23 protein-coding genes are annotated in these 24,323 nt (G+C 72.4%); 11 read left to right on the top strand and 12 right to left on the bottom strand.

The features are described from left to right. Positions 1-37: 37 nt before the first annotated feature. The gene (acnA, locus tag ACWEN0_RS12860) at positions 38-2,848 is read right to left on the bottom strand and encodes an aconitate hydratase AcnA (protein WP_451972493.1); all 2,811 of its coding nucleotides are present in this window, start codon (positions 2,846-2,848) and stop codon (positions 38-40) included. A 348-nt stretch (positions 2,849-3,196) separates the two neighbouring features. On the opposite strand from acnA, the gene ACWEN0_RS12865 reads away from it, so the two are divergent. Then, entirely contained in the window at positions 3,197-4,507 is a 1,311-nt protein-coding gene (locus ACWEN0_RS12865; protein ID WP_451973300.1) for an NlpC/P60 family protein, read from the top strand. On the opposite strand, the gene ACWEN0_RS12870 is transcribed toward ACWEN0_RS12865, so the two are convergent. Then, on the bottom strand, positions 4,504-4,905 hold the full coding sequence (locus ACWEN0_RS12870; RefSeq protein WP_451972495.1) for a DUF1801 domain-containing protein: 402 nt from the start codon (positions 4,903-4,905) through the stop codon (positions 4,504-4,506). The genes ACWEN0_RS12865 and ACWEN0_RS12870 overlap by 4 nt on opposite strands. Positions 4,906-4,965: 60 nt before the next feature. Between ACWEN0_RS12870 and ACWEN0_RS12875 the strand changes: the two genes are divergently transcribed. The 5 genes from ACWEN0_RS12875 to ACWEN0_RS12895 all read left to right on the top strand — a co-directional run bounded on the left by ACWEN0_RS12875 (position 4,966) and on the right by ACWEN0_RS12895 (position 9,457). After that, positions 4,966-5,673, top strand: coding sequence for an SAM-dependent methyltransferase (locus tag ACWEN0_RS12875; protein ID WP_451972497.1), 708 nt, complete (start codon positions 4,966-4,968; stop codon positions 5,671-5,673). A 9-nt stretch (positions 5,674-5,682) separates the two neighbouring features. After that, positions 5,683-6,207: a molybdenum cofactor guanylyltransferase gene (gene mobA, locus ACWEN0_RS12880; RefSeq protein ID WP_451972499.1), complete on the top strand. Its 525-nt coding sequence runs from the start codon at positions 5,683-5,685 to the stop codon at positions 6,205-6,207. 143 nt (positions 6,208-6,350) lie between these two features. Next, positions 6,351-7,421: an AAA family ATPase gene (locus ACWEN0_RS12885; RefSeq protein ID WP_160697712.1), complete on the top strand. Its 1,071-nt coding sequence runs from the start codon at positions 6,351-6,353 to the stop codon at positions 7,419-7,421. Positions 7,422-7,428: 7 nt separating this feature from the next. Continuing rightward, positions 7,429-8,373: a DUF58 domain-containing protein gene (locus ACWEN0_RS12890; RefSeq protein WP_451972501.1), complete on the top strand. Its 945-nt coding sequence runs from the start codon at positions 7,429-7,431 to the stop codon at positions 8,371-8,373. Positions 8,374-8,476: 103 nt separating this feature from the next. After that, positions 8,477-9,457, top strand: coding sequence for a VWA domain-containing protein (locus tag ACWEN0_RS12895; protein WP_451972503.1), 981 nt, complete (start codon positions 8,477-8,479; stop codon positions 9,455-9,457). A 1-nt stretch (position 9,458) separates the two neighbouring features. Here the strand turns inward: ACWEN0_RS12895 and ACWEN0_RS12900 are convergent, their stop codons facing one another. The 7 genes from ACWEN0_RS12900 to ACWEN0_RS12930 are packed head-to-tail and all read right to left on the bottom strand — an operon-like array spanning position 9,459 to position 15,247. Continuing rightward, on the bottom strand, positions 9,459-9,968 hold the full coding sequence (locus tag ACWEN0_RS12900) for a hypothetical protein (protein WP_451972505.1): 510 nt from the start codon (positions 9,966-9,968) through the stop codon (positions 9,459-9,461). 23 nt (positions 9,969-9,991) lie between these two features. Further along, positions 9,992-10,453 (bottom strand): tRNA (cytidine(34)-2'-O)-methyltransferase, encoded by a 462-nt coding sequence (locus tag ACWEN0_RS12905; protein WP_451972507.1) that lies wholly within the window; start codon positions 10,451-10,453, stop codon positions 9,992-9,994. A 5-nt stretch (positions 10,454-10,458) separates the two neighbouring features. Beyond that, positions 10,459-10,881, bottom strand: coding sequence for an acyl-CoA thioesterase (locus tag ACWEN0_RS12910; protein ID WP_451972509.1), 423 nt, complete (start codon positions 10,879-10,881; stop codon positions 10,459-10,461). A 16-nt stretch (positions 10,882-10,897) separates the two neighbouring features. Further along, entirely contained in the window at positions 10,898-11,842 is a 945-nt protein-coding gene (locus ACWEN0_RS12915; protein WP_451972511.1) for a TAXI family TRAP transporter solute-binding subunit, read from the bottom strand. Beyond that, complete coding sequence (locus ACWEN0_RS12920; RefSeq protein WP_451972513.1) at positions 11,839-13,230, bottom strand: sensor histidine kinase; 1,392 nt, start codon at positions 13,228-13,230, stop codon at positions 11,839-11,841. The genes ACWEN0_RS12915 and ACWEN0_RS12920 overlap by 4 nt, the downstream gene beginning before the upstream one ends. A 3-nt stretch (positions 13,231-13,233) precedes the next feature. After that, a complete protein-coding gene (locus ACWEN0_RS12925) occupies positions 13,234-13,902 on the bottom strand; it encodes a response regulator transcription factor (protein ID WP_451972515.1) in 669 nt (222 codons plus the stop codon). Positions 13,903-13,909: 7 nt separating this feature from the next. Further along, positions 13,910-15,247, bottom strand: a complete 1,338-nt coding sequence (locus ACWEN0_RS12930; protein WP_451972517.1) for an MFS transporter — start codon at positions 15,245-15,247, stop codon at positions 13,910-13,912. Between the two features lie 185 nt (positions 15,248-15,432). On the opposite strand from ACWEN0_RS12930, the gene fabG reads away from it, so the two are divergent. Together fabG and fabI are read left to right on the top strand one after the other, a co-directional pair. Next, positions 15,433-16,137, top strand: a complete 705-nt coding sequence (gene fabG, locus ACWEN0_RS12935; protein ID WP_451972519.1) for a 3-oxoacyl-ACP reductase FabG — start codon at positions 15,433-15,435, stop codon at positions 16,135-16,137. 37 nt (positions 16,138-16,174) lie between these two features. Continuing rightward, positions 16,175-16,942 (top strand): enoyl-ACP reductase FabI, encoded by a 768-nt coding sequence (gene fabI / locus ACWEN0_RS12940; RefSeq protein ID WP_451972521.1) that lies wholly within the window; start codon positions 16,175-16,177, stop codon positions 16,940-16,942. Between the two features lie 3 nt (positions 16,943-16,945). On the opposite strand, the gene ACWEN0_RS12945 is transcribed toward fabI, so the two are convergent. Both ACWEN0_RS12945 and ACWEN0_RS12950 read right to left on the bottom strand, forming a co-directional pair. Further along, a complete protein-coding gene (locus tag ACWEN0_RS12945) occupies positions 16,946-18,106 on the bottom strand; it encodes a Cmx/CmrA family chloramphenicol efflux MFS transporter (RefSeq protein WP_451972523.1) in 1,161 nt (386 codons plus the stop codon). 69 nt (positions 18,107-18,175) lie between these two features. Next, positions 18,176-18,757, bottom strand: coding sequence for a TetR/AcrR family transcriptional regulator (locus ACWEN0_RS12950; RefSeq protein WP_451972525.1), 582 nt, complete (start codon positions 18,755-18,757; stop codon positions 18,176-18,178). A gap of 86 nt (positions 18,758-18,843) precedes the next feature. Here ACWEN0_RS12950 and ACWEN0_RS12955 point away from each other — a divergent pair, with 86 nt between their 5' ends. Continuing rightward, positions 18,844-19,887 (top strand): ferrochelatase, encoded by a 1,044-nt coding sequence (locus tag ACWEN0_RS12955; protein WP_451972527.1) that lies wholly within the window; start codon positions 18,844-18,846, stop codon positions 19,885-19,887. On the opposite strand, the gene ACWEN0_RS12960 is transcribed toward ACWEN0_RS12955, so the two are convergent. Continuing rightward, positions 19,884-20,681, bottom strand: coding sequence for a hypothetical protein (locus tag ACWEN0_RS12960; protein WP_451972529.1), 798 nt, complete (start codon positions 20,679-20,681; stop codon positions 19,884-19,886). The genes ACWEN0_RS12955 and ACWEN0_RS12960 overlap by 4 nt on opposite strands. Before the next feature lie 100 nt (positions 20,682-20,781). Here ACWEN0_RS12960 and ACWEN0_RS12965 point away from each other — a divergent pair, with 100 nt between their 5' ends. Next, on the top strand, positions 20,782-22,179 hold the full coding sequence (locus ACWEN0_RS12965; RefSeq protein WP_451972531.1) for an ATP-binding protein: 1,398 nt from the start codon (positions 20,782-20,784) through the stop codon (positions 22,177-22,179). After that, complete coding sequence (locus ACWEN0_RS12970) at positions 22,176-24,140, top strand: vWA domain-containing protein (RefSeq protein WP_451972533.1); 1,965 nt, start codon at positions 22,176-22,178, stop codon at positions 24,138-24,140. Before ACWEN0_RS12965 ends, ACWEN0_RS12970 begins: the two co-directional genes overlap by 4 nt. The last annotated feature ends 183 nt before the right edge of the window (positions 24,141-24,323 follow it).

The following is a 24,323-nucleotide window of genomic DNA, read 5'->3' on the forward strand; positions in this document are numbered from 1 at the left end:
CACCTGCTCGATGGGGAGGCCTTCGGGGCGGAAACCCTTACGCCTGCGTCATCTTCCGCAGCACGTACTGCAGGATGCCGCCGTTGCGGTAGTAGTCCGCTTCACCCGGGGTGTCGATGCGGACGTCCGCGTCGAACTCCACCTTGGTGCCGTCGGCCTTGGTCGCCGTGACGTGCACCGTGCGCGGGGTGTCGCCGTCGTTGAGCGCCGTGATGCCCGAGATGTCGAACGTCTCGGTGCCGTCCAGCTTCAGCGACGCGGCCGACTCGCCGGCCGGGAACTGCAGCGGGATGACGCCCATGCCGATCAGGTTCGAGCGGTGGATGCGCTCGAACGACTCGGTGATCACCGCGCGCACGCCCAGCAGCGACGTGCCCTTGGCCGCCCAGTCGCGCGACGAGCCGGAGCCGTACTCCTTGCCGCCCAGCACGACCAGCGGGGTGCCCGCCTTCGCGTAGTTCTGGGCCGCGTCGTAGATGAACGCCTGCGGGGCGCCCTCCTGCGTGAAGTCGCGGGTGTAGCCGCCCTGCACGTCGTCCAGCAACTGGTTGCGCAGCCGGATGTTCGCGAAGGTGCCGCGGATCATCACCTCGTGGTTGCCGCGCCGCGAGCCGTAGGAGTTGAAGTCCTTCTTCTCCACGCCGTGCTCGGTCAGGTACTGCGCGGCCGGGGTGCCCGGCTTGATCGCGCCGGCGGGGGAGATGTGGTCGGTGGTGACCGAGTCGCCCAGCTTCGCCAGCACGCGCGCGCCGGTGATGTCGGTGACCGGCGCCGGCTCCGCCTGCATGCCCTCGAAGTACGGGGGCTTCCGGACGTAGGTGGACTCGGTGTCCCACTCGAAGGTCTTGCCCTCCGGGGTGGGCAGCGACTTCCAGCGCTCGCCGCCGTCGAAGACGTCGGCGTAGTCCTTGGTGAACATCTCCTGCGTGATCGCGTAGTCGATGGTCTCCTGGATCTCCTGCGCCGTCGGCCAGATGTCCTTCAGGAAGACGTCGTTGCCGTCGGTGTCCTGGCCCAGCGGCTGGTTCGTGAAGTCGAAGTCCATCGTGCCGGCCAGCGCGTAGGCGATGACCAGCGGCGGCGACGCGAGGTAGTTCATCTTCACGTCGGGGTTGATCCGGCCTTCGAAGTTCCGGTTGCCCGAGAGCACCGAGACCGCGGTGAGGTCGTTCTCCTGGATCGCCGCGGAGATCTCGTCCGAGAGCGGGCCGGAGTTGCCGATGCAGGTGGTGCAGCCGTAGCCGACCAGGTGGTAGCCCAGCTTCTCCAGGTACGGCCACAGGTTGGCCTTGGTGTAGTAGTCGGTGACCACCTGCGAGCCCGGCGCCATCGACGTCTTCACCCACGGCTTGACCGACAGGCCCTTGTCCACGGCGTTGCGCGCGAGCAGCGCGGCGCCGAGCATGACCGACGGGTTCGAGGTGTTGGTGCACGAGGTGATCGAGGCGATCACGACGGCGCCGTGGTCGAGGATGAACTCGCCGCGGTCGGCACTGGACACCTTGACCGGCTTGGACGGGCGGCCGTTGCCGCCGTTGGCCGCGGACTGGAGGTCGACGGCGTCCTCGTCCTTGAACGAGAGGGCGGCCGGGTCGGAAGCCGGGAAGGACTCCTCGACGGCCTCGTCGACCTTGGTGTGCGGGGTCGGCTGCTCGCCGTCCACGTAGTCGTGGATCGACTTGCGGAAGGACGACTTCGCGTCGGACAGCTCGATGCGGTCCTGCGGGCGCTTCGGGCCGGCGATCGACGGGACGACCGTCGAGAGGTCCAGCTCGAGGTACTCGGAGTAGGACGCCTCGTGCGACGCGTCGTGCCAGAGGCCCTGCTCCTTGGCGTACGCCTCGACCAGCGCGACCTGCTCCGCGGACCGGCCCGTCAGCTTGAGGTAGCGGACGGTCTCGTCGTCGATCGGGAAGATCGCCGCGGTCGAGCCGAACTCGGGGCTCATGTTGCCGATGGTGGCGCGGTTGGCCAGCGGCACCTGGGCGACGCTCTCGCCGTAGAACTCGACGAACTTGCCGACCACGCCGTGCTTGCGCAGCATCTCGGTGATGGTCAGCACGACGTCGGTGGCGGTGACGCCGGCCGGGATCTCGCCGGTCAGCTTGAAGCCGACGACGCGCGGGATCAGCATCGACACGGGCTGGCCCAGCATGGCCGCCTCGGCCTCGATGCCGCCGACGCCCCAGCCCAGCACGCCCAGGCCGTTGACCATGGTGGTGTGCGAGTCGGTGCCGACGCAGGAGTCGGGGTAGGCCTGGCCGTTGCGGGACATCACCGTGCGCGCGAGGTGCTCGATGTTGACCTGGTGCACGATGCCGGTGCCCGGCGGCACGACCTTGAACTCGTCGAAGGCGCCCTGGCCCCAGCGCAGGAACTGGTAGCGCTCGCGGTTGCGCTCGTACTCGATCTCGACGTTGCGCTCGAAGGCGTCGGCGCGGCCGAAGACGTCGATGATCACCGAGTGGTCGATGACCAGCTCGGCCGGCGCGAGCGGGTTGACCTTGTCGGGGTCGCCGCCGAGGTCGGTGACCGCCTCGCGCATGGTGGCGAGGTCGACGACGCACGGCACGCCGGTGAAGTCCTGCATGATCACGCGGGCGGGCGTGAACTGGATCTCGATCGACGGGTCGGCGTTGGGGTCCCACGAGCCGAGCGCGCGGATGTGGTCGGCGGTGATGTTCGCGCCGTCTTCGGTGCGCAGCAGGTTCTCGAGCAGGATCTTCAGGCTGTAGGGCAGCCGCTCGGCGCCCTCGACCTTGTTCAGGCGGAACACCTCGTACGAGGCGTCGCCGACCTTCAGCGTGTCTTTGGCGCCGAAGCTGTCCTTGCTGGCAGGTGCGGTCACGTCTAACTCCAGTGGCATGGACTTCCGCGCCGGTGCGGCGGTCGAGTCCCGGGTCAGTTCGGTCGGGTTCGGTGGTGGCGAGTCTTGCGCACCCCCACCGTAGGACCGGATTCGGGATGGCACACCTCGCGGTGCCCCAAACAGTACGCGTGTCCTGTTTGGGGTTCAAGACGACACGCGGTGTGGGCTGCGCCATCCGTTGCGAGGGTCCCTCAATAAGGGGAATTGGTGCCTACGGTGTGTAAGTTTCCGGTGATGCTTGTGATAGTGGTGTGACTGCAGTGACGCGCGATGTGCGCAGGTGAGCGGAGGTGGGCGGTCGTGCCGGAACGGCGCAGGGGCTGGGGAGTGCCGGGCACCCGCCGCGGACTGACCGTGAGCACCCTGGTCCTGGTGATCTTGTTCGGCCTGGGCGGCACGGGCCTGGCGGCGCCACCGCCCCCGCCGAACCCGAGCGACTCCGAGCTGAACAACAGCAAGGCCGAGGCCAACGCGAAGGCGGGCGAGGTCGGCCGGCTGACCAACCAGCTGGCCCAGGCCGAGCAGAAGCTGTCGCAGCTGCAGGACGACGTCGAGCTCAAGCAGGAAGAGGCCAACAAGGCCCTGGTCGACCTGCAGTCCGCGCAGGACGCGGCGGCGCAGGCGGAGAACGACGCCAAGGCCGCCCGGGGCGAGGCCGACGCCGCGTCCGCCGCCATCGAGAAGGCCCGCACCGACCTCAAGACGTTCGCCGCCGCGAGCTTCCAGCAGGGCAGCACGGTCGGCTCGCTGTCGGCGTACCTGAGCGCCGACAGCCCCAAGGACATGCTCGCCCGCGCCCAGCTGCTCGACGCCGTCGGCGGCGACCGGCTCAACGCCCTCGACCGGCTCCAGCAGGCGCAGACCGAGAAGGCGAACAAGGACTCCGCCGCGCGCAAGGCCGCGGAGATCGCCCAGCAGAAGCAGGACGCCGCCCGGCAGGCGAAGACCAGTGCGGACTCCGCGCAGACGGCCGCCGAGCAGGCCCAGGACAGCCAGGCGTCGCAGAACACCCAGCTCGAGAAGAACAAGTCCGACGTCGAGCAGCAGCTCTACGCCGCGCAGTCCAAGGTCAACGGCCTGCAGGGCCAGCGCCAGCGCTACCAGGACTGGCTCGCCGAGAAGCAGCGCGAGGACGACGAACGCGCCCGTCAGGCCGCGCTCGGTTCCGGCGGGGGCGGCCGCCCGTCCGCCGGGCCCGCGCCGTCCGGCCCGGCCGGGTCGTCGATCGAAGCGGTCATCGCCCGCGCGCTGTCGAAGGTCGGCCTGCCGTACGCCTGGGGCGGCGGCAACGCCGGCGGCCCGACGCGCGGCATCCGCGACGGCGGCGTCGCCGACAGCTACGGCGACTACAACAAGATCGGCTTCGACTGCTCCGGGCTGATGATCTACGCGTTCGCCGGGGTCACCGGCCTGCCGCACTACAGCGGCTACCAGTACACGGCCGGGCGGCGCGTGCCGCTGTCCCAGATGCGCCGCGGCGACATGCTGTTCTGGGGCGGCGCGGGCGGCATCCACCACGTCGCGCTCTACCTGGGCGGCGGGCAGATGGTCGAGGCGCCGCAGTCCGGCCTGCGGGTCCGGGTCGCCCCGGTCCGCTACGGCGGGATCATGCCCTACGCGACCCGCCTGATCGGCTAAGCCCCGGCTTCGCGCTTGAGCTTGCGCCAGCCGCCGGCCCGGTTGTTCGCGATGATCTGCCGGAACATCGCGGTGAGCGCGGGCGCGTTGATCGGCTCGCCTTCGCGGAAGGCGACGGTGCGCGCGGTCTTGTTGCCGTGCCCGGCCGTGATGATGCCCTCGGGGTCGGGCACGATGCCGCCGTCGTAGACGAACACGTTGACGTGGTCCTTCGCCGCCAGCAGGGCGCAGATGTTGCCCTCGAGCACGAAGTACGGCTGCCGGGTGCGCTTGATGGTCTCGACGACCTCGGGGTCCGCGGCGTGGACCAGCTCGCGGACCTCGCGGCAGATCGCCTGCTGCCACTCCGGCAGGGCGTCGATGTAGGCGTCGACGCGCGGCTCCACGGTGTAGGTCACCGCCCGAGTATGCCGGAAATCCGGTCGACGCCGTCCCTGCGCGGGCCTGAAGATCCCCCGGTGGACGACGAACTGAACGCGCTGCGGCGCTCGCGGATGCGCTGGAACACGCCCCTGTCCGAGGCGCACGCCGAGCTGCTGCTCGACCGCATGGACCTGGGCGCCGCCGGCCACCTCGTGGACCTCGGCTGCGGCTGGGGCGAACTGCTCTCGCGGGCCGTCGGGCGGACGCCGGGCCTGCGGGGGACCGGCGTCGACACCGACGTCACCGGCCTCGACCGCGGCCGGGTGGCGGCCGGGGACCGCGCCGTGGAGTTCGTCGAGGCCGACGCCTCGACCTGGGCCGAACCCGCCGACCGCGCCTTCTGCATCGGCGCGGCGCACATCTTCGGCTCGACTAAGGCCGCGCTCGAAGGGCTCGCGCGGGTGGTTCCGGCCGGCCGGCTGCTCTACGGCGACGGCTTCTGGGCGGTGCCGCCGAACCCCGCGGCCGAAGAGATCTTCGGGCCGGACATGCTGTCGCTGCCGGACCTGCTCGACGCGGCGGGTGCCGCGGGCTGGCGGGTGCTGCACTTCAGCGTGGCCGACCAGCTCGAATGGGACGACTTCGAATCGATCTCCCGGCTGGCGTTGCAGGAGTGGCTGGTGGGGCACCCGGCCGATCCGCGGGCGCCGGCGGTGCGGGACTGGCTGGACGGCCGGCTGCGCCAGTACGTCCGCGACTACCGGGGCGTGCTGGGCTTCACCTACCTCGTGCTGGGCCGCTAGATTCCCGGGATGCGCTACGCGGGGATCGTGGTGGCCGGCGGACCGTCCGGAGTGGACAGGCCGTCGCCGGCGGGCCGGAACCCGTTGCTGGCCCGCGCGATCCACGCCCTCGACGGCGCCGAGCGGGTGATCGCCGTCGGCCCGCGGCGGCCGGGCTTCGACGTCCTCTGGACCCGGCAGCCGGTGCCGGGGACGGTGGCCGCGGTCGCCGCCGGGCTCGCGTTCGTCCCGGACGACGCCGAGGCGGTGGCGGTGCTGGCCGACGGCTTCCCGGGCGTCCGGCGGTCCACAGTGGACCGCCTGGTGGCGGCGATCGGCGACGGTGACGGCGCGGTGCTCGTGGACGCCGCCGGAGCCCGGCGCTGGCTGCTGGGCGCCTGGCGGGTGGCTGCCCTCCGCGACGCCCTGCCCGGCGACCCGGCGGACGCGTCGCTCCCGGGCACCCTGGCCGGGCTGCGCATCGCCGACGTCCGGGCCGAGCTGGGCGAAGCCGACGTCATCGACACCCCGGACGACCTCGAGCGGCGCGGCTGAGCTTCACAGATGTCACACCGGGGAAGGTGTTGGCTACGGGTGGACGTCCGCGTGCCGGACGGACGAACGACCGGGGGACGCAGTACGGTCGCACCGCGTGATGATCGTCGCGGGGGCGGCGCACGAACTTTCGAGGAGGCAGAGTGACCGAGCCCGGCTACGCCGAGGGCGGGAACGGCCAGCAGGCGACACCGGCGCGGGACGCCCAGTTGCTGGAGCGGACCGTGTTCGAGGTCAAGCGGATCATCGTCGGCCAGGACCGCCTGGTCGAGCGGATGCTGGTCGGCCTGCTGGCCAAGGGCCACCTGCTGCTCGAAGGCGTGCCCGGCGTGGCGAAGACGCTCGCGGTCGAGACGTTCGCCCGGGTCGTCGGAGGCTCGTTCTCGCGCGTCCAGTTCACCCCCGACCTGGTGCCCGCCGACATCCTCGGCACCCGCATCTACCGCCAGGGCGCCGAGCGGTTCGACGTCGAGCTCGGCCCGGTCGTGGCCAACTTCGTGCTCGCCGACGAGATCAACCGCGCGCCGGCGAAGGTCCAGTCGGCGATGCTCGAGGTGATGGCCGAGCGGCACGTGTCGATCGGCGGGCAGACGTTCCCGATGCCCGACCCGTTCCTGGTCCTGGCCACGCAGAACCCGATCGAGAACGAGGGCGTGTACCCGCTGCCGGAAGCGCAGCGCGACCGGTTCCTGTTCAAGATCGTCGTCGAGTACCCGACGGCCGAAGAAGAGCGCGAGATCATCTACCGGATGGGCGTCGCCCCGCCCACCCCGCACGAAGTGCTCTCGCCGTCCGAGCTGGTCCGGCTGCAGGGTGTCGCGTCGCAGGTGTTCGTGCACCACGCGCTGGTCGACTACGTCGTGCGGCTCGTGCTGACCACCCGGACGCCGAACGAGCACGGCCTCGCCGACGTCGCCGGCTGGGTGTCCTACGGCGCTTCGCCGCGCGCGAGCCTGGGCATCATCGCGGCAGCCCGGGCACTGGCCCTGGTCCGCGGCCGCGACTACGTGCTGCCGCAGGACGTCGTCGACGTCGTGCCGGACGTGCTGCGCCACCGGCTCGTGCTGTCCTACGACGCGCTGGCCGACGGCGTGCCCATCGACCACATCATCACGCGCGTGCTGCAGACCGTGCCGTTGCCGCAGGTCTCGGCCCGGCCGCAGGGCGGGGCCGGCCAGGGCGGCCCGGTCCCGGCGGGCGCGCCGGTCAGGTAACCCAGCGATGGCGAAGAACGAGAAGGGCACCCGCCCTTCGTGGGCGCCGCCGGTACTGCGCGGCGACCGGCTGGAAGCCGGGCTCCGGACGCTGGAGCTCGACGTCCGGCGCCGGCTCGACGGGCTCCTGCAGGGCAACCACCTCGGCCTGGTGCCGGGGCCGGGGTCCGAGCCCGGTGAGGCCCGCCCGTACCAGCCCGGCGACGACGTCCGCCGGATGGACTGGGCGGTCACCGCCCGCACGACGACCCCGCACATCCGCGAGACCGTCGCCGACCGCGAGCTGGAGACGTGGGTGGTCGCGGACCTCTCGGCGAGCCTCGACTTCGGCACGGCCCTGTGCGAGAAGCGTGACCTGGTGGTCTGCGCGGTCGCGGCGGTCGCGCATCTGACCGGGGGCGGCGGCAACCGGATCGGCGCGCTGGTCTCCACCGGCGCCGACACGACCCGCATCCCGGCGCGCGGCGGCCTCGCGCACGCCCGCGGCCTGGTCCGGAAGCTGGCCGAGACACCGCGCGCGGCCGAAGGAACCCGTGGCGACTTCGCGAACGCGCTGGAGCAGCTGCGCCGCCCGCCGCGCCGTCGCGGCCTCGCCGTGGTGATCTCCGACTTCCTGGGCGACACGTCGTGGGAGCGGCCGCTGCGGGCGCTGGGCGGGCGGCACGAACTGATCGCGATCGAAGTCCTCGACCCGCGCGACGTCGACCTGCCCGAGGTGGGCACCGTCGTGCTGGCCGACCCGGAGACAGGGAAGCAACGCGAAGTGCATGCGTCGGCCTTGCTGCGCAAGGAGTTCGGGGCCGCGGCCCACGCCCACCGCCAGACGGTGGCGGCCGGCCTGCGGCGCGCGGGCGCGGCGCACCTGACGCTGCGCACGGACGCCGACTGGATCGCCGACATGGTGCGGTTCGTCGTCGCCCGGAAGCGCCGCTGGTCGGGGGGTGTCGCGTGAGGAAGCTTGCGACCGAACCATTCGGCACCGTGGAGCTTGCGACCGAACCATTCGACACGGCGTCGCCGGCTCAGGCCGCACCGAGCGTCTGCGAGGTGCGCGCATGAGCTTGACGGGCTTCACCGCGCCTTGGTGGTTCCTGCTGCTGATCGCCGTCGCGGCGGTCGCGGCCGGGTACGTCCTGGCGCAGCGGGCGCGCCGGAAGCGGACCATGCGGTTCGCGAACCTGGCGCTGCTGGAGAAGGTCGCGCCGAAGACGCAGGGCTGGGTCCGGCACCTGCCCGCGGTGCTGATCGTGCTGTCGCTGCTGATCCTCACCGTGGCCCTGGCCGGCCCGACCGCCGAGCAGAAGGTGCCGCGCAACCGGGCGACCGTGATGCTGGTGATCGACGTGTCGCTGTCGATGGAGGCCACCGACGTCGCGCCGACGCGGCTCAAGGCGGCCCAGGACGCGGCGACGCAGTTCGCGCAGAACATGACCCCGGGCATCAACCTCGGCCTGATCTCGTTCGCGGGCACGGCGACCGTGCTGGTCAACCCGACGACGGATCGCAACGGTGTGATCAAGGCGATCGAGAACCTGAAGCTGGCCCAGTCGACGGCGACCGGCGAGGGCATCTTCGCGGCCCTGCAGTCGGTGGAGAGCTTCTCCAGCGTCGTGGGCGGCGCCGACGGGCCACCACCGGCCCGGATCGTGCTGATGTCGGACGGCAAGCAGACCGTGCCCGAAGACCTCTACGCGGCGCGCGGCGGATACACGGCCGCGCAGGCGGCGAAGCAGGCGGGCGTGCCGATCTCGTCGATCTCGTTCGGCACCACCCACGGTTCGGTCGACATCGACGGCAAGGCCCAGCCGGTGAGCGTCGACGACGAGTCGCTGCGCGAAATCGCCCGACTGTCCGGCGGTGACTTCTACAAGGCGGCGAGTGCCGAGGAGCTGAAGAAGGTCTACGCGGATCTCGGCGAGCAGATCGGTTACGAGCTCAAGGACGCCGACGCGAGCAAGCCCTGGGTGGTCGTGGGGACGCTGTTGCTCATGCTGGGCGCGGCGGCCAGCCTGTTCTGGGGCCAGAGACTCCCGTGACTCAGGCTCGGCGGACGCCGTACAGGCTTCCGCCGAGCAGGGTCACCCCGGACAGCACGCCGCTGACGAACGGCACCCACCCGGCCGCGCTCCCGAGCAGGGCGAGACCGACGACGCCGAGCACGGTCAGCACCACCCCGACCACGAGGATCGACCGCGTCTTCCACGCCGAAGCCAGCGCGACGAAGTGCAGGCCGACGACGGTGGCGATCCACGCGACGTTCGCCTGCACCGGCGCGTCCAGCAGGCTGAGCACGAAGAACCCGGCGACGAGCAGCACGACCTCCCCGGTCACGATCACCCGGTAGCTCGGCCCGAACACCGGCCGGCCTTCCAGCGTCGGCCGCCCGCCCGCGCGGACCCCGAGGACCACCACCGCCGCGAGCGCGAGGACGGCGAGTGCCCGCAGCACCCACGCGAGCGCCGCCGGCAGCGGGGCAGCGGAGTTGACCAGTACGAACACGGTGCCGAACGCGGCGCCGATGAGCGCCCCCAGGAACTGCTGTCGCATCCGGCGAACCTACCGGACGGTGATCACGCGCCCGCGAAGCCGTTCTGGCGCCAGGCCTCGTAGATCGTGATGGCCGCCGTGTTGGCCAGGTTGAGCGAGCGGCTCGTCGGCAGCATCGGGAGCCGGACGCGGTCGGTCACCTCCGGGGCCTGCTGCACCTCCGGCGGCAGCCCGACCGACTCCGGCCCGAACAGCAGGACGTCGCCGGGGCCGTAGGAAACGTCCGTGTACAGGCGGGTCGCCGACGCGCTGAACGCGTAGACCTTGGCCGGCAGCAGCACTTCCCACGCCGCCTCCAGCGAGGCGTGCACCCGGACGCGGGCGAGGTCGTGGTAGTCGAGGCCGGCGCGGCGGAGTTGCTTGTCCTCCAACGTGAACCCCAGCGGCTCGACCAGGTGCAGCTCGCAGCCCGTGTTCGCCGCGAGCCGGATCGCGTTGCCCGTGTTCGGCGGGATTTCCGGGTGGTAGAAGAGCACGCGGAACACGGGCGTCAGTCCCCGAGCAGGGCCGAGTAGACCTTGCGGACCGCGTCCGGCGGAGCCGTGGGCCGCACGGTGGCCGGGTCGACGAACACGTACCGGACGTTCGCCGCCAGCACGAGCGCGTCGCCGCGGTGGATCTCGAAGTCGAAGATCAGCGACGTCGTCCCGAGGTGGGTCAGGTACTGCGACACCACGAGCTCCTCGTCGTAACGCGCGGGCTCGCGGAACTTCAGGTTCGCCTCCGCCACCACGACGTCCGTGCCGTGCGCCAGGAATTCGTCGTGGGAGCCGAAGAGCGCCTTCTCCGCCTCGAAGGCGCACATGTCCACATAGGCCATGTAGTGGGCGTTGAAGACGATGCCCTGGCCGTCGCACTCGTGGTAGCGCACGCGCAGCGGCATCTCGGCGATCGGGCGGCGGGGTTCGGTCACCGGTCCAATCTAACGGTCAGCCGTGCCGGGCCCGGTACGCGGCCGCCGCGCCCGGCTGCAACGGCACCGGCTGGGTGCCGATGAGCGTCCGGACGTCGAGGAACTGCGTGCCGACCGCTTCGGCGGGCACGAGGTCGGTCGCCCGCTCGACGAGCACCCGGACGACCGCCGCGGCGACGTCGCCGGGCAGCGCGGGGGAGCAGACGAGCAGGTTCGCCACGCCGATGGTGCCCAGCGCGCCGACCCCGCGGTACGCGCCGTCGGGCACCTGGACCTGGTCGTACACCGGCCCGTACGCGGCGCGCAGCGCCGGCACCACCGCATCCAGAGGAAGCAGCGCGATGGGCGTGGTGCGGGTGAGGTCGGCGAGCTTCGGCGTCGGCACGCCGCCGGACCACAGCATCGCGTCGATCCGCCGGCCGGCCAGCGCGCGGACGGCGTCGTCGAACAGCAGGTGCTTCGCGTCCACCGGGACGCCGGCCTTCGCGAACAGCCGCTCGCCCAGTTGCGCCGCGCCGGAACCGCCCGCGCCGAGCGACACCGGACGGCCCGCCAGGTCGGCGAGCCGGCGCACCGGGCCGTCGGCGCGCACCACGAGCTGGAGGTAGTTCTCGTAGACGCGGCCGAGCGCGAGCAGCGGCACCTTCCCGGTGAACGGTGCGCCCCCGGCGAGCGCCGTCTGGGCGACGTCGGCGAGCACCAGCCCGAGATCGGCCTGCCCGCGCCGCACCAGGTCGACGTTGGCGACGCTCGCCTCGGTCGGCACGGCGGTGGCGTGCAGCCGGGGCTCCGCGCGGCTCAGCTCGGTCGCCAGCAGCTCGGCGAAGGCGAGGTAGAACCCGCCGCGCTCGCCGGCGGCGATGGTGAGCGTGCGCTCCGGGCCGCTGTAGCCGGACGTCGAGCAGCCGGCGAGGGCGAGCCCGAGGCCGCCGAGCAGGAAGCCGCGCCGCGTGGTGGTCATGGCGCCTCCGCCAGCGGCAGCGTCACGTGGACTTCGAGGCCGTGCGGCACGGCTTGGCGCAGGTCCAGGACCCCGCCGCGGGTGCGCACCTGCTGGTGCGCGATGGCGAGCCCGAGGCCGGTCCCGCGGGGCGCGCCTTCGCCGCCGGCACGCCAGAACCGTTCGGTGGCCCGCGCCCGGTCCTCTGTGGACAGACCGGGCCCGTCGTCGGCGACGACGAGCGTCGCCGATGACGCGCTCGCCGACCAGTCCGTGGTGATCTTCGCGCCGCGGCCGGCGTAGTGGACGGCGTTGTCCAGCACCACGTCCAGGATCTGCGCCAGCTCGCCTTCCGGGCAGCGGACGGTCACCGGCTCGTCGTGCCCGGGCGGCGGCACGATCGCCGAACCGGCGTCCTCGGCGGCGGGCCGCCAGGCGTCGACGCGCTCGGCGAGGACCGCGGCCAGGTCACACGCATCGTCGGTACCGCCCGCGGCGACGCGTGTCGCCGTGCTCTCGGCCAGCGCGAGCGCGAGCATCCCGTCGAGGAGCTTCTCGAGGCGCTCCACCTCCGCCACGGTCGCGCGGTAGGTGCGGTTGCCGCCGTCGACCTGGGCGGCGAGGGAGTCGACGCGCAACCGCAGCGCCGCCAGCGGATTGCGCAGCTGGTGCGAGGCGTCGGCGACCAGCCGGTGCTGCTGGTCGGCGGCCTCCAGCACGGCCTCGGACATCCGGTTGACCTCGCCGGCGAGCACGCGCAGCTCACGCGGGCCGGTGCGCTCCGGGACGTGCGCGCGGTGCCCGGCGGCGACGGCCAGCACCCCGGTCTCCAGTTCGTGCAGTGGCCGCACCATCCAGCGGGCCAGCACGACGGCGAGCAGCACGAACACGACCGCGACCAGCAGCGCCCCGGCGCCGATGGTGCCCCAGCGGGTGGCGACGTCCGCGGCCGCCGCCGTCACCGACGCCCGCAGCACGACCACGCCGGACACCCGGGTGCCGGTGCCGACCGGTCGCGCGAAGTAGGCCGGTTCGGCCGACCACGGGCGCAGCCGGCCGACCTGCGGCGCCGGCTCGTTGCGCATCGTCGCCTCCACCAGCGCGTGCACCGCCGGGTCGGCCGCGGTGAGCCCGCCCGCCTGCACCAGCGGCGCGCGGCGCGCGTCCACGATGACGACGCCTTCGCCGTACAGGTCGGCGTAGCGGGCCGCGTCGGCGACGAGCGCGGCCGGGTCGCGGGTGTCGACGGCCTGCTGGGCCAGCACGACGAACCGGTCGACGTCGGCGGTCCGCGAGATGACCAGCTGCTGGGTGCGCTGCTCGGCCGTCGAGCTCAGCAGCGGCACGGCGAAGGCGGCGACCACCGCCAGCGCCAAGGCGACCAGGACGACCAGCAGCCGCGTCCGCACGGGTCAGCCCCGGCCGAGCCGGTAGCCGAAGCCGCGGATGGTGGAGAGCAGCCCCGGCCGGTCCAGCTTCGCGCGCAACGACGTCAGGTGGACGTCCAGGGACCGCGACACCGCCAGGTAGGCGTCGCCCCAGACCTCGTCCATCAGCTGCTGACGGCTGACCGCGGTCCCCGGCCGCGCGGCGAGCACGGCCAGGACCTCGAACTCCTTGGTCGTCAGCCCGATGTCGTGCCCGGCCACCAGCACCCGCCGCGCGCCGAGGTCGATCTCGACGTCTTCGACGTGCACGACGTCCCCGGCGGGCGCCGCGCGGGCCACCGCGCGCCGCACGACGGCGTCCATCCGGGCCAGCAGCTCGGCCAGGCGCACCGGCTTGGTCAGGTAGTCGTCCGCGCCGAGGCGCAGGGCGCGCACCACCGAGCGTTCGTCGCCGCGGGCGGTCAGCACGATCACCGGCACCGGCGACACCGCCCGGATCTTCCGCAGGACGTCCAGGCCGTCGAGGTCCGGCAGGCCCAGGTCGAGCAGGACGAGGTCGGCCCCGCGGTGGCGGTGCAGGGCGTCCGCGCCCCGGGCGACGCTCGTGACGGGATGACCTCGCGCGTGCAGCGACTCGGCGAGCGCGCCGGCGACACCCGCGTCGTCTTCGACGAGGAGCACGCGCACGGTCATCCCTTTCTCAGTGTCGATCTTCCCTGCGGTCCTCCAGCTCGGAGGTCTTCGAGGTTTCCCGCATTGTGCCGTAGACGATCAGCGAGACGAGGATCGTGCCCGCGACGTACCAGAAGAACACCGGCTCGTGCCCGGCGCTCTTCAACGCCTGCGCGATCAGCTCGGCGGTGCCGCCGAAAAGCGCCACGGTCAGCGCGTAGGGCAGCCCGACGCCGAGCGCGCGGATCTTCGTCGGGAACAGCTCGGCCTTCACGATCGCGTTGATCGACGTGTAGCCGGCGACGATCACGAGCCCGGCCAGCACCAGGAAGAACGCGCCGACCGGGTTGCGGGTCGAGCCCATCACCGTCATCAGCGGGACGGTGAGCAGCGTGCCGCCGATGCCGAAGAACAGCAGCAGCGGGCGGCGGCCGATCCGGTCCGACAGCTTCCCGGCCAGCGGCTGCAGCAGCGCCGCGACGAGGATCGCGCAGAACAGCACGATCGTCACCTGCCGGCGCGGGATGTGCGCGGTGTTCTCCAGGAACTTCTGGCTGTAGGTGGCGAAGGTGTAGAAGCCGACGGTTCCGCCGAGCGTCAGGCCGACGACGAGCGCGATCTCCTTGGGGTACTCGGCCAGCGTGCGCAGGGTGCCGCGGTCACCGGCCGCCTTGCCGTGGTCGTCGCCCGCCACCTGCTCGTAGCTCGCCGACTCGTCCATGCCGCGCCGCAGCCACATCACCGTCAGCGCGGCGACCGTCCCGACGCCGAACGCGATCCGCCAGCCCCACGCCGTCAGCTGCTGTTCGGTGAGGATCGCCTGCAGGATCAGCTGGAGGCCCAGGGCCAGCAGCTGGCCGCCGTAGAGCGTCACGTACTGGAAGCTCGAGTAGAAGCCGCGCTTGCCGGGCGTGGCCACCTCCGAGAGGTAGGTCGCCGAGGTGGAGTACTCGCCGCCGACCGAGAGCCCCTGGATGAGCCGGGCGACGAGCAGCAGGATCGGCGCGGCGATCCCGATCGTGTGATAGCTGGGCGTGACGGCGATGAGGAGCGAGCCGCCCGCCATGAACGTCACCGAGAGCACGAGCGCGCTGCGGCGGCCGAACCGGTCGGCGAAGCGGCCGAGCATCCAGCCGCCGAGCGGCCGCATGAGGAACCCGACGGCGAACACGGCCGCGGTCCCGAGGAACGCCGCCGTGGTGTCGCTGGTGGGGAAGAAGGACTTGGCGAAGTATGTGGTGAACGCCGCATAGGCGTACCAGTCGTACCACTCGATCAAGTTGCCGATCGAGCCGCGAAGCACGTTGCCGATAACGCGTTTCTCGCTCACGGCCACGGCGTCCGGGCCGCTGATCCGGGTTGTCATCGTCGACCTCCTGTGTTGCGACTCACGGTGACCAACCAGCGGGTAACCAGCAAGGTCGGAGGGCAGTTCCTAACACCCGCTTAGGACGGTCGCGGACACCGCGGGCGCGGGTGCGCGTCGCGGCGGGACTGCCGATAACCTCGTGCCCGGCAGCAGCGCACGGGTCGAAGAAGAGGGAGAACACTGTGGGACGGTCGGTTCTGGTCACCGGGGGTAACCGAGGCATCGGTTTGGCGATCGCCCGGGACCTCGCCGAGCAGGGGCACCAGGTCGCCGTCACGCACCGTGGTTCGGGTGCGCCGGACGGGCTCTTCGGGGTCCGGGCGGACGTCACCGACACCGAGCAGATCGACGCCGCGTTCAAGCTCGTCGAGGAGCACCAGGGCCCGGTCGAGGTGCTGGTGTCCAACGCGGGGCTGACCGACGACACGCTGCTCATGCGGATGAGCGACGAGCAGTTCGAGCGCGTCGTCAACGCGAACCTGACCGGCGCCTACCGCGTCGCGAAGCGTGCTTCGCGCGGGATGCTGCGCGGCAAGTGGGGCCGGTTCATCTTCATCTCTTCGGTGGTCGGCCTCTCCGGCTCGGCCGGCCAGGCCAACTACGCGGCGTCGAAGGCGGGCCTCGTCGGCTTCGCGCGGTCGCTGGCCCGCGAGCTCGGCTCCCGCAACATCACCTCGAACGTGATCGCGCCCGGTTTCGTGCACACCGACATGACCGACGAGCTGTCCGAGGACCGCAAGAAGGAGATCCTCGCGGCGGTGCCGTCGGGCCGGTACGCCGAGCCGGCCGAGATCGCCGCCGCGGTGCGCTACCTGGCCTCCGAGGAAGCCGGCTACGTCAACGGCGCGGTGCTGCCGGTCGACGGCGGCCTCGGCCTCGGCCACTGATCTTTCGCCCTCATCCCGAACCAGACTTGGAGGACCCGTGCCCGGACTGCTCGAAGGCAAGCGCCTGCTGATCACCGGCATCATCACCGACGCCTCGCTCGCCTTCCACGCGGCCAAGATCGCGCAGCAGGAGGGCGCGAAGGTGGTGCTGACCGGCTTCGGCCGCATGTCGCTCGTCGAGCGCATCGCGAAGCGGCTGCCCGAAGAGGCGCCCGTGATCGAGCTGGACGTCACCAACCAGGAGCACCTCGACGGCCTCGCCGACAAGGTCCGCGAGCACGTCGACGGCCTCGACGGCGTGCTGCACTCGATCGGCTTCGCGCCGCAGACCTGCCTCGGCGCGCCGTTCCTCGACGCGCCCGCCGAGGACGTCAAGACCGCGATCGAGATCTCGACGTACTCGTACATGTCGCTGGCGAAGGCGTGCCTGCCGCTGATGGGCCGCGGTGCGTCGTACGTCGGCATGGACTTCGACGCGCGCGTCGCGTGGCCGGTCTACAACTGGATGGGCGTGGCGAAGGCCGGGCTCGAGTCGGTCAACCGCTACCTGGCCAAGGAGCTGGGCCCGCAGGGCATCCGCGTCAACCTGGTCAGCGCCGGCCCGATGAAGACGATGGCGGCCAAGTCCATCCCGGGCTTCGTCGACCTGGAGGACGGCTGGGGCGACCGCGCGCCGCTCGGCTGGGACAGCACGGACCCGGACCCGGTGGCGAAGAGCGTCTGCGCGGTGCTGTCGGACTGGCTCCCGGCCACGACCGGCTCGATGATCATGGTCGACGGCGGGGTCCACTTCCTCGGCGTCTGAGCCTCACACGGCCACCGGCTCACGGTCGTCGCTCCGCTGGACGGCGGCGGCGACCGTGAGCGCGGCCACCGTCGCCGCGCCGAGCGCGATCCCGGTCCAGGCGACACTCGGGAAGCCGAACCCGGCGTCGATCGCGACGCCGCCCAGCCAGGGCCCGACCGTGTTGCCGACGTTGAACGCCGCGGTCGTGCTGGCCCCGACGAGCGTCGGCGCGTCCCCGGCGGCCTGGAAGGCGCGGAGGTTCAGTGCCGGGTTGGCACCGAACGCGGCCACACCGAAGACGAGCACGGCCGCGACGGCGACGAGCGCGTCGGTGGTCAGGGCGAGCACGAGCAACGCCGTCAGCGCGAGGGCGAGGCAGCCGTACAGCGTGGCGAACGGCCGCCGGTCGGCCAGCCGCCCGCCCGCGCTGATCCCGAGCAGCGCGCCGACGCCGAACAGCGCCAGAACGCCCGGCACCCATTCGCCGGGCAGGCCGTCGGTCTCGGTCAGCAACGGCGCCAGGTAGCTGAACGCGGCGAAGATCATGGCCTGGCACAGGGCGATCACGCCGAGCGCGAGCCAGACCCGGCCGCGCCGGTAGAGCCGCAGTTCGCCCCGGACGCTCAGCGGTCCGCCGGTCGTCTCGGGCACCAGCAGGGCCACGCCGATCACCGCGAGCGCGGTCACCGCCGTGACCGCCCAGAACGCCGTCCGCCAGCCGGCGTGCTGGCCGAGGAAGGTGCCGGCGGGCACCCCGGCGATGTTCGCCACGGTCAGCCCGCCGACCAGCACCGCCATCGCGCGCCCGCGCCGCTCGACGGGCACGAGCGCGATCGTCGTCGCCAGGGCGACGGCCCAGAACCCGGCGCAGGCCAGCGCCGCGACCACCCGCGTCGCGAAGAGGAGCGCGTACCCGTCGGCGAGCGCGCCGACGACGTGCGCCACGGCGAACACGCCGAGCAGGGCCAGCAGCGTCCGGCGGCGGGGCAGGCGCAGGGTGCCGATGGCCAGCAGGGGCGCGCCGACGACCATGCCGATGGCGAACGCGGAGATCAGCAGGCCGGCGTCGGGGATGCTCACGTGCAGGTCGGCGGCCATGCCGGGGAGCAGGCCGGTGATCATGAACTCGGACGTGCCCAGCGCGAACACGCTGAGCCCGAGAACGAAGACGGCCAGGGGCATGAGGGTCCCTCCGGTTATGTATCGGTCAGTTCAAAATCAGGGCATGGTTCGCCGTTGCCGAAGTGGTGTTCAGCGCGTGATGCCCGCCAGCGCGATGTCCGCGACGGCGTGCATGCGCTCGCGGCTCGTACCCCGGCGGGCCAGCACACGCAGGCCCGAGGTGGTGCTGAGCAGGAACTCCGCCACGTCGGCGGGGTCGAGGCCGTCGCGGAGGCTGCCGTCGAGCACGCCTTCCCGGACGCATTCGGCGAACATGGCCAGGTTTCGGTCGGTGTCGTCCCGCAGGGCGGCGCCGACTTCGTCGTCGGGCAAGCCGAGCTCGGCCAGGGTGTTGACCACGAGGCAGCCGCGCCGGCGTTGCTCGACGTCGTCTTCGACGGTCTGGTCGAGGACCGTGGCGAGCCGCTCGGCCGCGGTGCCCGGGCCGTCGAGGATCGCCTGCCGCTTGCCGAGCTGGGTGCTGGTGTAGTGCGTGAGCGAACGCCGGAAGAGGGCCCGTTTGCTGGTGAAGGTGTTGTAGACGCTGCTGCGTCCGAGCCCGGTGGCGTCGCAGAGGTCCTGCGTCGACGTCGCCTCGTAGCCGTGTTCCCAGAAGGCGTGCATCGCCTTTTCGACGGCGGCGGTCTCGTCGAACTCCCGTGGCCTGGCCATGGCCCGACCGTAGCACAGTTCTGTACTGGTCGATTCATAATGGGCCCGCGTCAGCGTGCGGGCCGCCACATCGGCAAGATGGCGGGGTGGGATACGACGCGTTGCTGTGGCTTTCGTTCGGCGGTCCGGAAGGGCCCGACGACGTCATGCCGTTCCTCGAGAACGTCACCAAGGGCCGGGGTGTGCCGCGGGAGCGGCTGCTCGAAGTCGCCGAGCACTACCAGCACTTCGGCGGTGTTTCGCCGATCAACAAGCTGAACCGCGACGCGATGGCCGCGGTCGAGAAGCAGCTCGCGGCCGCCGGCATGGACCTGCCGGTGCACTTCGGCAACCGCAACTGGCACCCGATGGTCGAGGACACGCTCGCGTCGCTGACCGCGTCCGGCGCCCGGCGGGTCCTGGTGTTCCCGACGAGCGCGTACGGCGGCTACTCGGCGTGCCGCCAGTACGACGAGGACATCGAGCGCGCCCGCGCGGCGGTCGGCACCGACGCACCCGAAATGGTGAAGCTGCGCCAGTTCTTCGACCACCCGCTGTTCGTCTCGGCGGTGGCGGACGGCGTCCGCGCGGCGCACGCCTCGCTCGGGAACGCGCCGGGGATCCGCACGGTGTTCACGGCGCACTCGGTGCCGTCGAGCGCGGACCGCGCGTCGGGCCCGCCGGCCGAGGGCGGTCACCGGTACTCCCGCCAGATCGCGGAGGCGGCGCGCCTGGTGGCCGCCGAAGCGGGGATTGCCGAGTACGACGTCGTCTGGCAGTCCCGGTCCGGGCCGCCGCAGGTCCCGTGGCTGGAGCCGGACATCGTCGACCACATCGACGCACTGCACGCCGCGGGCGTCACGGGCGTGGTCGTCTCGCCGATCGGGTTCGTCTCGGACCACCTCGAGGTGATCTGGGACCTGGACAACGAGGCAGCGGAACGCGCGGCGGACCACGGAATGGCCTTCGCCCGCGCGGCCACGGCGGGTGCGGATCCGCGCTTCGCGGAGCTGGTGGTGGAGCTGATCCGCGAGCACACGCACGGCGTCCCCCCGCGGAAGCTGTCCCCGTTCACGGCGGCGGGCTGCACGGTCAACGGCGCGCCGTGCGCGGTCGGCTGCTGCGAACCGGCCAAGCGCCCGGGTCGCTAGCCTTCGCGGGCCGTCTGCTCGGCGAACACCCGCACGGCCTCGTTGACCGCCGCGCACCGGGCCGTTCGCACTGCGTCCGACAGGGGCCGCAACGCCTGGGCTCGCAACGTCGACGCCGAAGCCGACAGCGCGCCGCCCGGGTCGTCCGAGGACGCGATCGTCAGGATCGCCGCGATCTCCTCGGCTCGTTGCAGCACCCGCAAGGCGCGCCCCGGGGTGCCGGCCGGCCAGTCGACGTCCGGCCGGGCCCGCAGGTGCGCCGACAGCTCCGCGCGGACTCCCGGGCGGTCGGAGGCGACGTCCAGGGTCTGCAGCGCGCCCGCGCTCGCGCGGATCGCGTCGGTCAGGCCGTGTTCGGCTTCGCCCAGGGCGACGAACTCCGGCGGTGCCGGCGAGGACAGGGCGTAGACCGTCCACCGGACCAGGCCCTCGGCGATCGGCTCCGGCACCAGGCCGAAGCCGAGGTCCGGCAGCACCACCGCGTCACCCGCGCGCAGCGCCGCCTCGGTGAACGGGCCGCCGGCACCCAGGCCGCGGACGTCGCCCGGGACCGGGAGCACCAGCTGCATGCTTTTCGCTCCCTGCGAACGCAACGCCATCAGGAGCTGGACCGGCGTGGCCGCCCGGTTGAAGGCCAGCGGGAGCGCGAACGCGTCGGCCGCGGCCGCGTCGGCGGCGACCACGTCGTGGGCCTCACCCCACGCGAGCAGGGCGTCGAGCACATCGTCGGACGCCGCGGCTCCGTTCAGCCACGCGGAGGACCAGACGGCGAAAGTCGCACTGGGACGGCACACGACGCCCTATTTTACCGGCTCGTCCCGCGACGGCAGAGCGCGCCCACGCTGGAGTCGCTCCACATCGACGGGCCGCCGATCCGGCAGTAGCGTCGAACGGGTGAACGCAGTTCCAGACGCTCTTCCCCGCACCGCCGGGGCCCTGCGCGCGGCCGGGTACGAGCCGCGGCCGATCGCGCAAGAGATCCACGACAACCTCCTCGAGGCGCTCAAGAACGGCGAGGACGCCTGGCCCGGCATCGTCGGGTTCTCCCGCACCGTGCTGCCGCAGCTCGAACGCGCGCTGCTGGCCGGGCACGACGTCGTCCTGCTCGGCGAACGCGGCCAGGGCAAGACCCGCCTGCTGCGCACCCTCGCCGGCCTGCTCGACGAGTGGACGCCCGTCATCGAGGGTTCCGAGCTGGGCGAACACCCGCTGCAGCCGATCACGCCCGCGTCGCTCCGCCGCGCCGCCGAGCTCGGCGACGACCTGCCCGTGACGTGGCGCCACCGTTCCGAGCGCTACACCGAAAAGCTCGCCACGCCGGACACGTCGGTCGGCGACCTGATCGGCGACGTCGACCCGGTGAAGGTCGCCGAAGGCCGCAGCCTCGGCGACCCCGAGACCATCCACTTCGGCCTGGTCCCGCGCGCCCACCGCGGCATCGTCGCCATCAACGAGCTGCCCGACCTCGCCGAGCGCATCCAGGTCGCGCTGCTCAACGTGATGGAGGAGCGCGACATCCAGGTCCGCGGCTACACGCTGCGGCTGCCGCTGGACGTCCTGCTCGTCGCCACCGCCAACCCCGAGGACTACACCAACCGAGGCCGGATCATCACGCCGCTCAAGGACCGCTTCGGTGCGGAGATCCGCACCCACTACCCGCTGGACGTCGAGGCCGAGGTCGCCGTCGTCAAGCAGGAGGCGAACCTCGTCGCCGAAGTCGGCGAGCCGCTGCTGGAGGTCCTCGCCCGGTTCGTCCGGAACCTGCGCGACTCGCCGGTCATCGACCAGCGGTCCGGGGTGTCGGCGCGGTTCGCCGTCGCCGCCGCGGAGACCGTCGCGGCCGCGGCGCTGCGGCGCTCGGCGCTGACCGGAGAGCAGCCGGCCGTCGCGCGGCCGGTCGACCTCGACGCCGTCCCGTCGGTGCTGCGCGGCAAGATCGAGTTCGAGCCCGGCGAAGAAGGCCGCGAGATCGAGCACCTCGTGCACCTGCTGCGCCGGGCGATCGCCGAGACCGCCCGCGAGCGGTTCGCCGGGCTGGACCTGCGCCCGCTCGCCGACGCCGTCGAGGAAGGGCACCTCGTAGCCACCGGCGAGCGCGTCCCGGCGAAGGAGGTGCTGGCCGCGCTACCGGAACTGCCGGTGCTGCACGAGGTCGCCTCGCGGGCCGGGGTCTCGGCCGACGAGCCCGCTGGCCGGATCGCTGCCGCCGTCGAGCTCGCCCTCGAATCGCTGTTCCTGGCGCGGCGACTGGCCAAGGACTCCGACGACGCGACGACCGTCTACGGCCGATGACCGCGGTCCCGCTTCCCGACGGCTACTCCTACGGCCCGTGGCACGACGGGCCGGACCCGCTCGCGCCGCCGGCCGACCTGCGTGACGCGCTCGACGAGATCGGCCGCGAAGTGATGGCCGGGTCGTCGCCGCGTTCGGCGCTGGAGGAACTCCTCCGGCGCGGCACCGACCGCACGTCGGGCCTGGACGAGCTGACCCGGCGCCTGTGGCAGCGCCGGTCGCAGATCCAGCGTCGCAACAACCTCGACGGCACCCTGCAGGAGGTCCAGCGCCTGCTTTCCGAAGCGTTGGAAGCCGAACGGCGCGAGCTCTTCCCGGACCCGGACGACGAAGCCCGGTTCCGGGAGGCGCAGCTGGACGCCCTGCCACCGGGCACGGCCGCGGCCGTGAACGAGCTGGCCGAGTACGACTGGCGTTCCGAGCAGGGCCGGGAGAACTACCAGAAGATCCGGGACCTCCTCGGCCAGGAGCTGATGGAGTCGCGGTTCCAGGGCATGAAGCAGGCGCTGCAGAACGCCGGGCCCGAGGACGTCGAGCGCATCAACGAGATGCTCTCGGACCTCAACGACCTCCTCGCGGCGCACGCCCAAAGCGCCGAGGACATCCAGGAGCGCTTCGACGACTTCATGGCGAAGCACGGCGAGTTCTTCCCGGAGAACCCGCGCAACGTCGAGGAGCTGATCGACGCGCTCGCCGCCCGGTCCGCGGCGGCCCAGCGGATGCTCAACTCGATGTCCGCCGAGCAGCGCGCCGAACTGGCCGAGCTGACCCAGCAGGCGTTCGGCGACCCGCGGCTCGCCCAGCAACTGTCCCAATTGGACGCCCAGCTGCGCGCGGCGCGGCCGGGCGAGGACTGGACCGGCTCGGAACGCTTCCGCGGCAAGAACCCGCTGGGCATGGGCGAAGGCGCCCAGGCGATGGCGGACCTCGCCGAGCTGGACGCGCTGGCCGAGCAGCTCGGCCAGTCGTACCCGGGCGCCCGGCTGGAGGACATCGACCTGGAGGCACTCGAACGCCAGCTGGGCAAGGACGCCGGGGTCGACGCCCGGCGACTGTCCGAACTGGAGCGTGAGCTGCGCCGCCAGGGCCTGTTCGAGCGCGCCGCCGACGGGTCGCTCCGGTTGTCGCCCAAGGCGTTGCGGCGCCTGGGCGAGACGGCGCTGTCCGACATCGTGAACGCGCTGCGCGGCAAGACCGGCGAGCGCGAGACCGAGTCGGCGGGCGCGGCGGGCGAGCCGACGGGCGCGTCCCGGCCGTGGCGGTTCGGGGACATGCAGCCGTGGGACGTGCCCCGGACGATCCGCAACGCCGTCCTGCGGTCGGTGGCGGTGGGGGAGCGCTCGGTGCGGCTGGACGTCGAGGACGTCGAAGTGGTCGAGACGGAGCACCGCTCACGGGCGGCGGTCGCGCTGCTGGTGGACACGTCGTGGTCGATGGTGCAGGAGGGCCGCTGGCTGCCGATGAAGCGCACGGCGCTCGCGCTGCACCAGCTGATCAGCACGCGGTTCCGCAACGACGCGCTGCAGCTGATCACCTTCGGCCGGTACGCGATGTCGGTGGAGCTGCCCGAGCTGATCGGGTTGGAGGGCGCGTGGGAGCAGGGCACGAACGCCCACCACGGGCTGCTGCTGGCCGGGCAGCACCTGCGCCGCCACCCGGACGCGCAGCCGGTGGTCCTGATGGTCACCGACGGCGAGCCGACGGCCCACCTGGAACCGGACGGCGAGGCGGTCTTCGACTACCCGCCCCAGCCGGTGACCCTCCACAAGACACTGTCCGAAGTGGACCGCCTGGCCAAGCTGGGCGCGTCGGTCTCGGTGTTCCGCCTGGGCGACGACCCCCGGCTGACGGCCTTCGTCGACGTGATCGCCCGCCGCTCGGGCGGCCGCGTGATCGCCCCGGACCTGGACGGCCTGGGCGCGGCGGTGGTCGGGGACTACCTGCGGACGCGCCGCCGCTGACCCGCGGTAGGGGCGGCTCGGGCGGGCTGACCTCGCGGCCGCCGCGGCAGCCCGGGCGGGCTGGCCCCGCGGCCGCTGTGGCAGCCCGGGCAGGCTCAGCCGGGTGCCGTGCACCCTGTGGCCGGGTAGCGCTTGCTTGCGGCGACACGCGCCCCGCCGAGCCAGGAAGCGGGCCGCGCGGCG

The sequence above is a fragment of the Amycolatopsis sp. NPDC004378 genome (genome assembly GCF_053602455.1).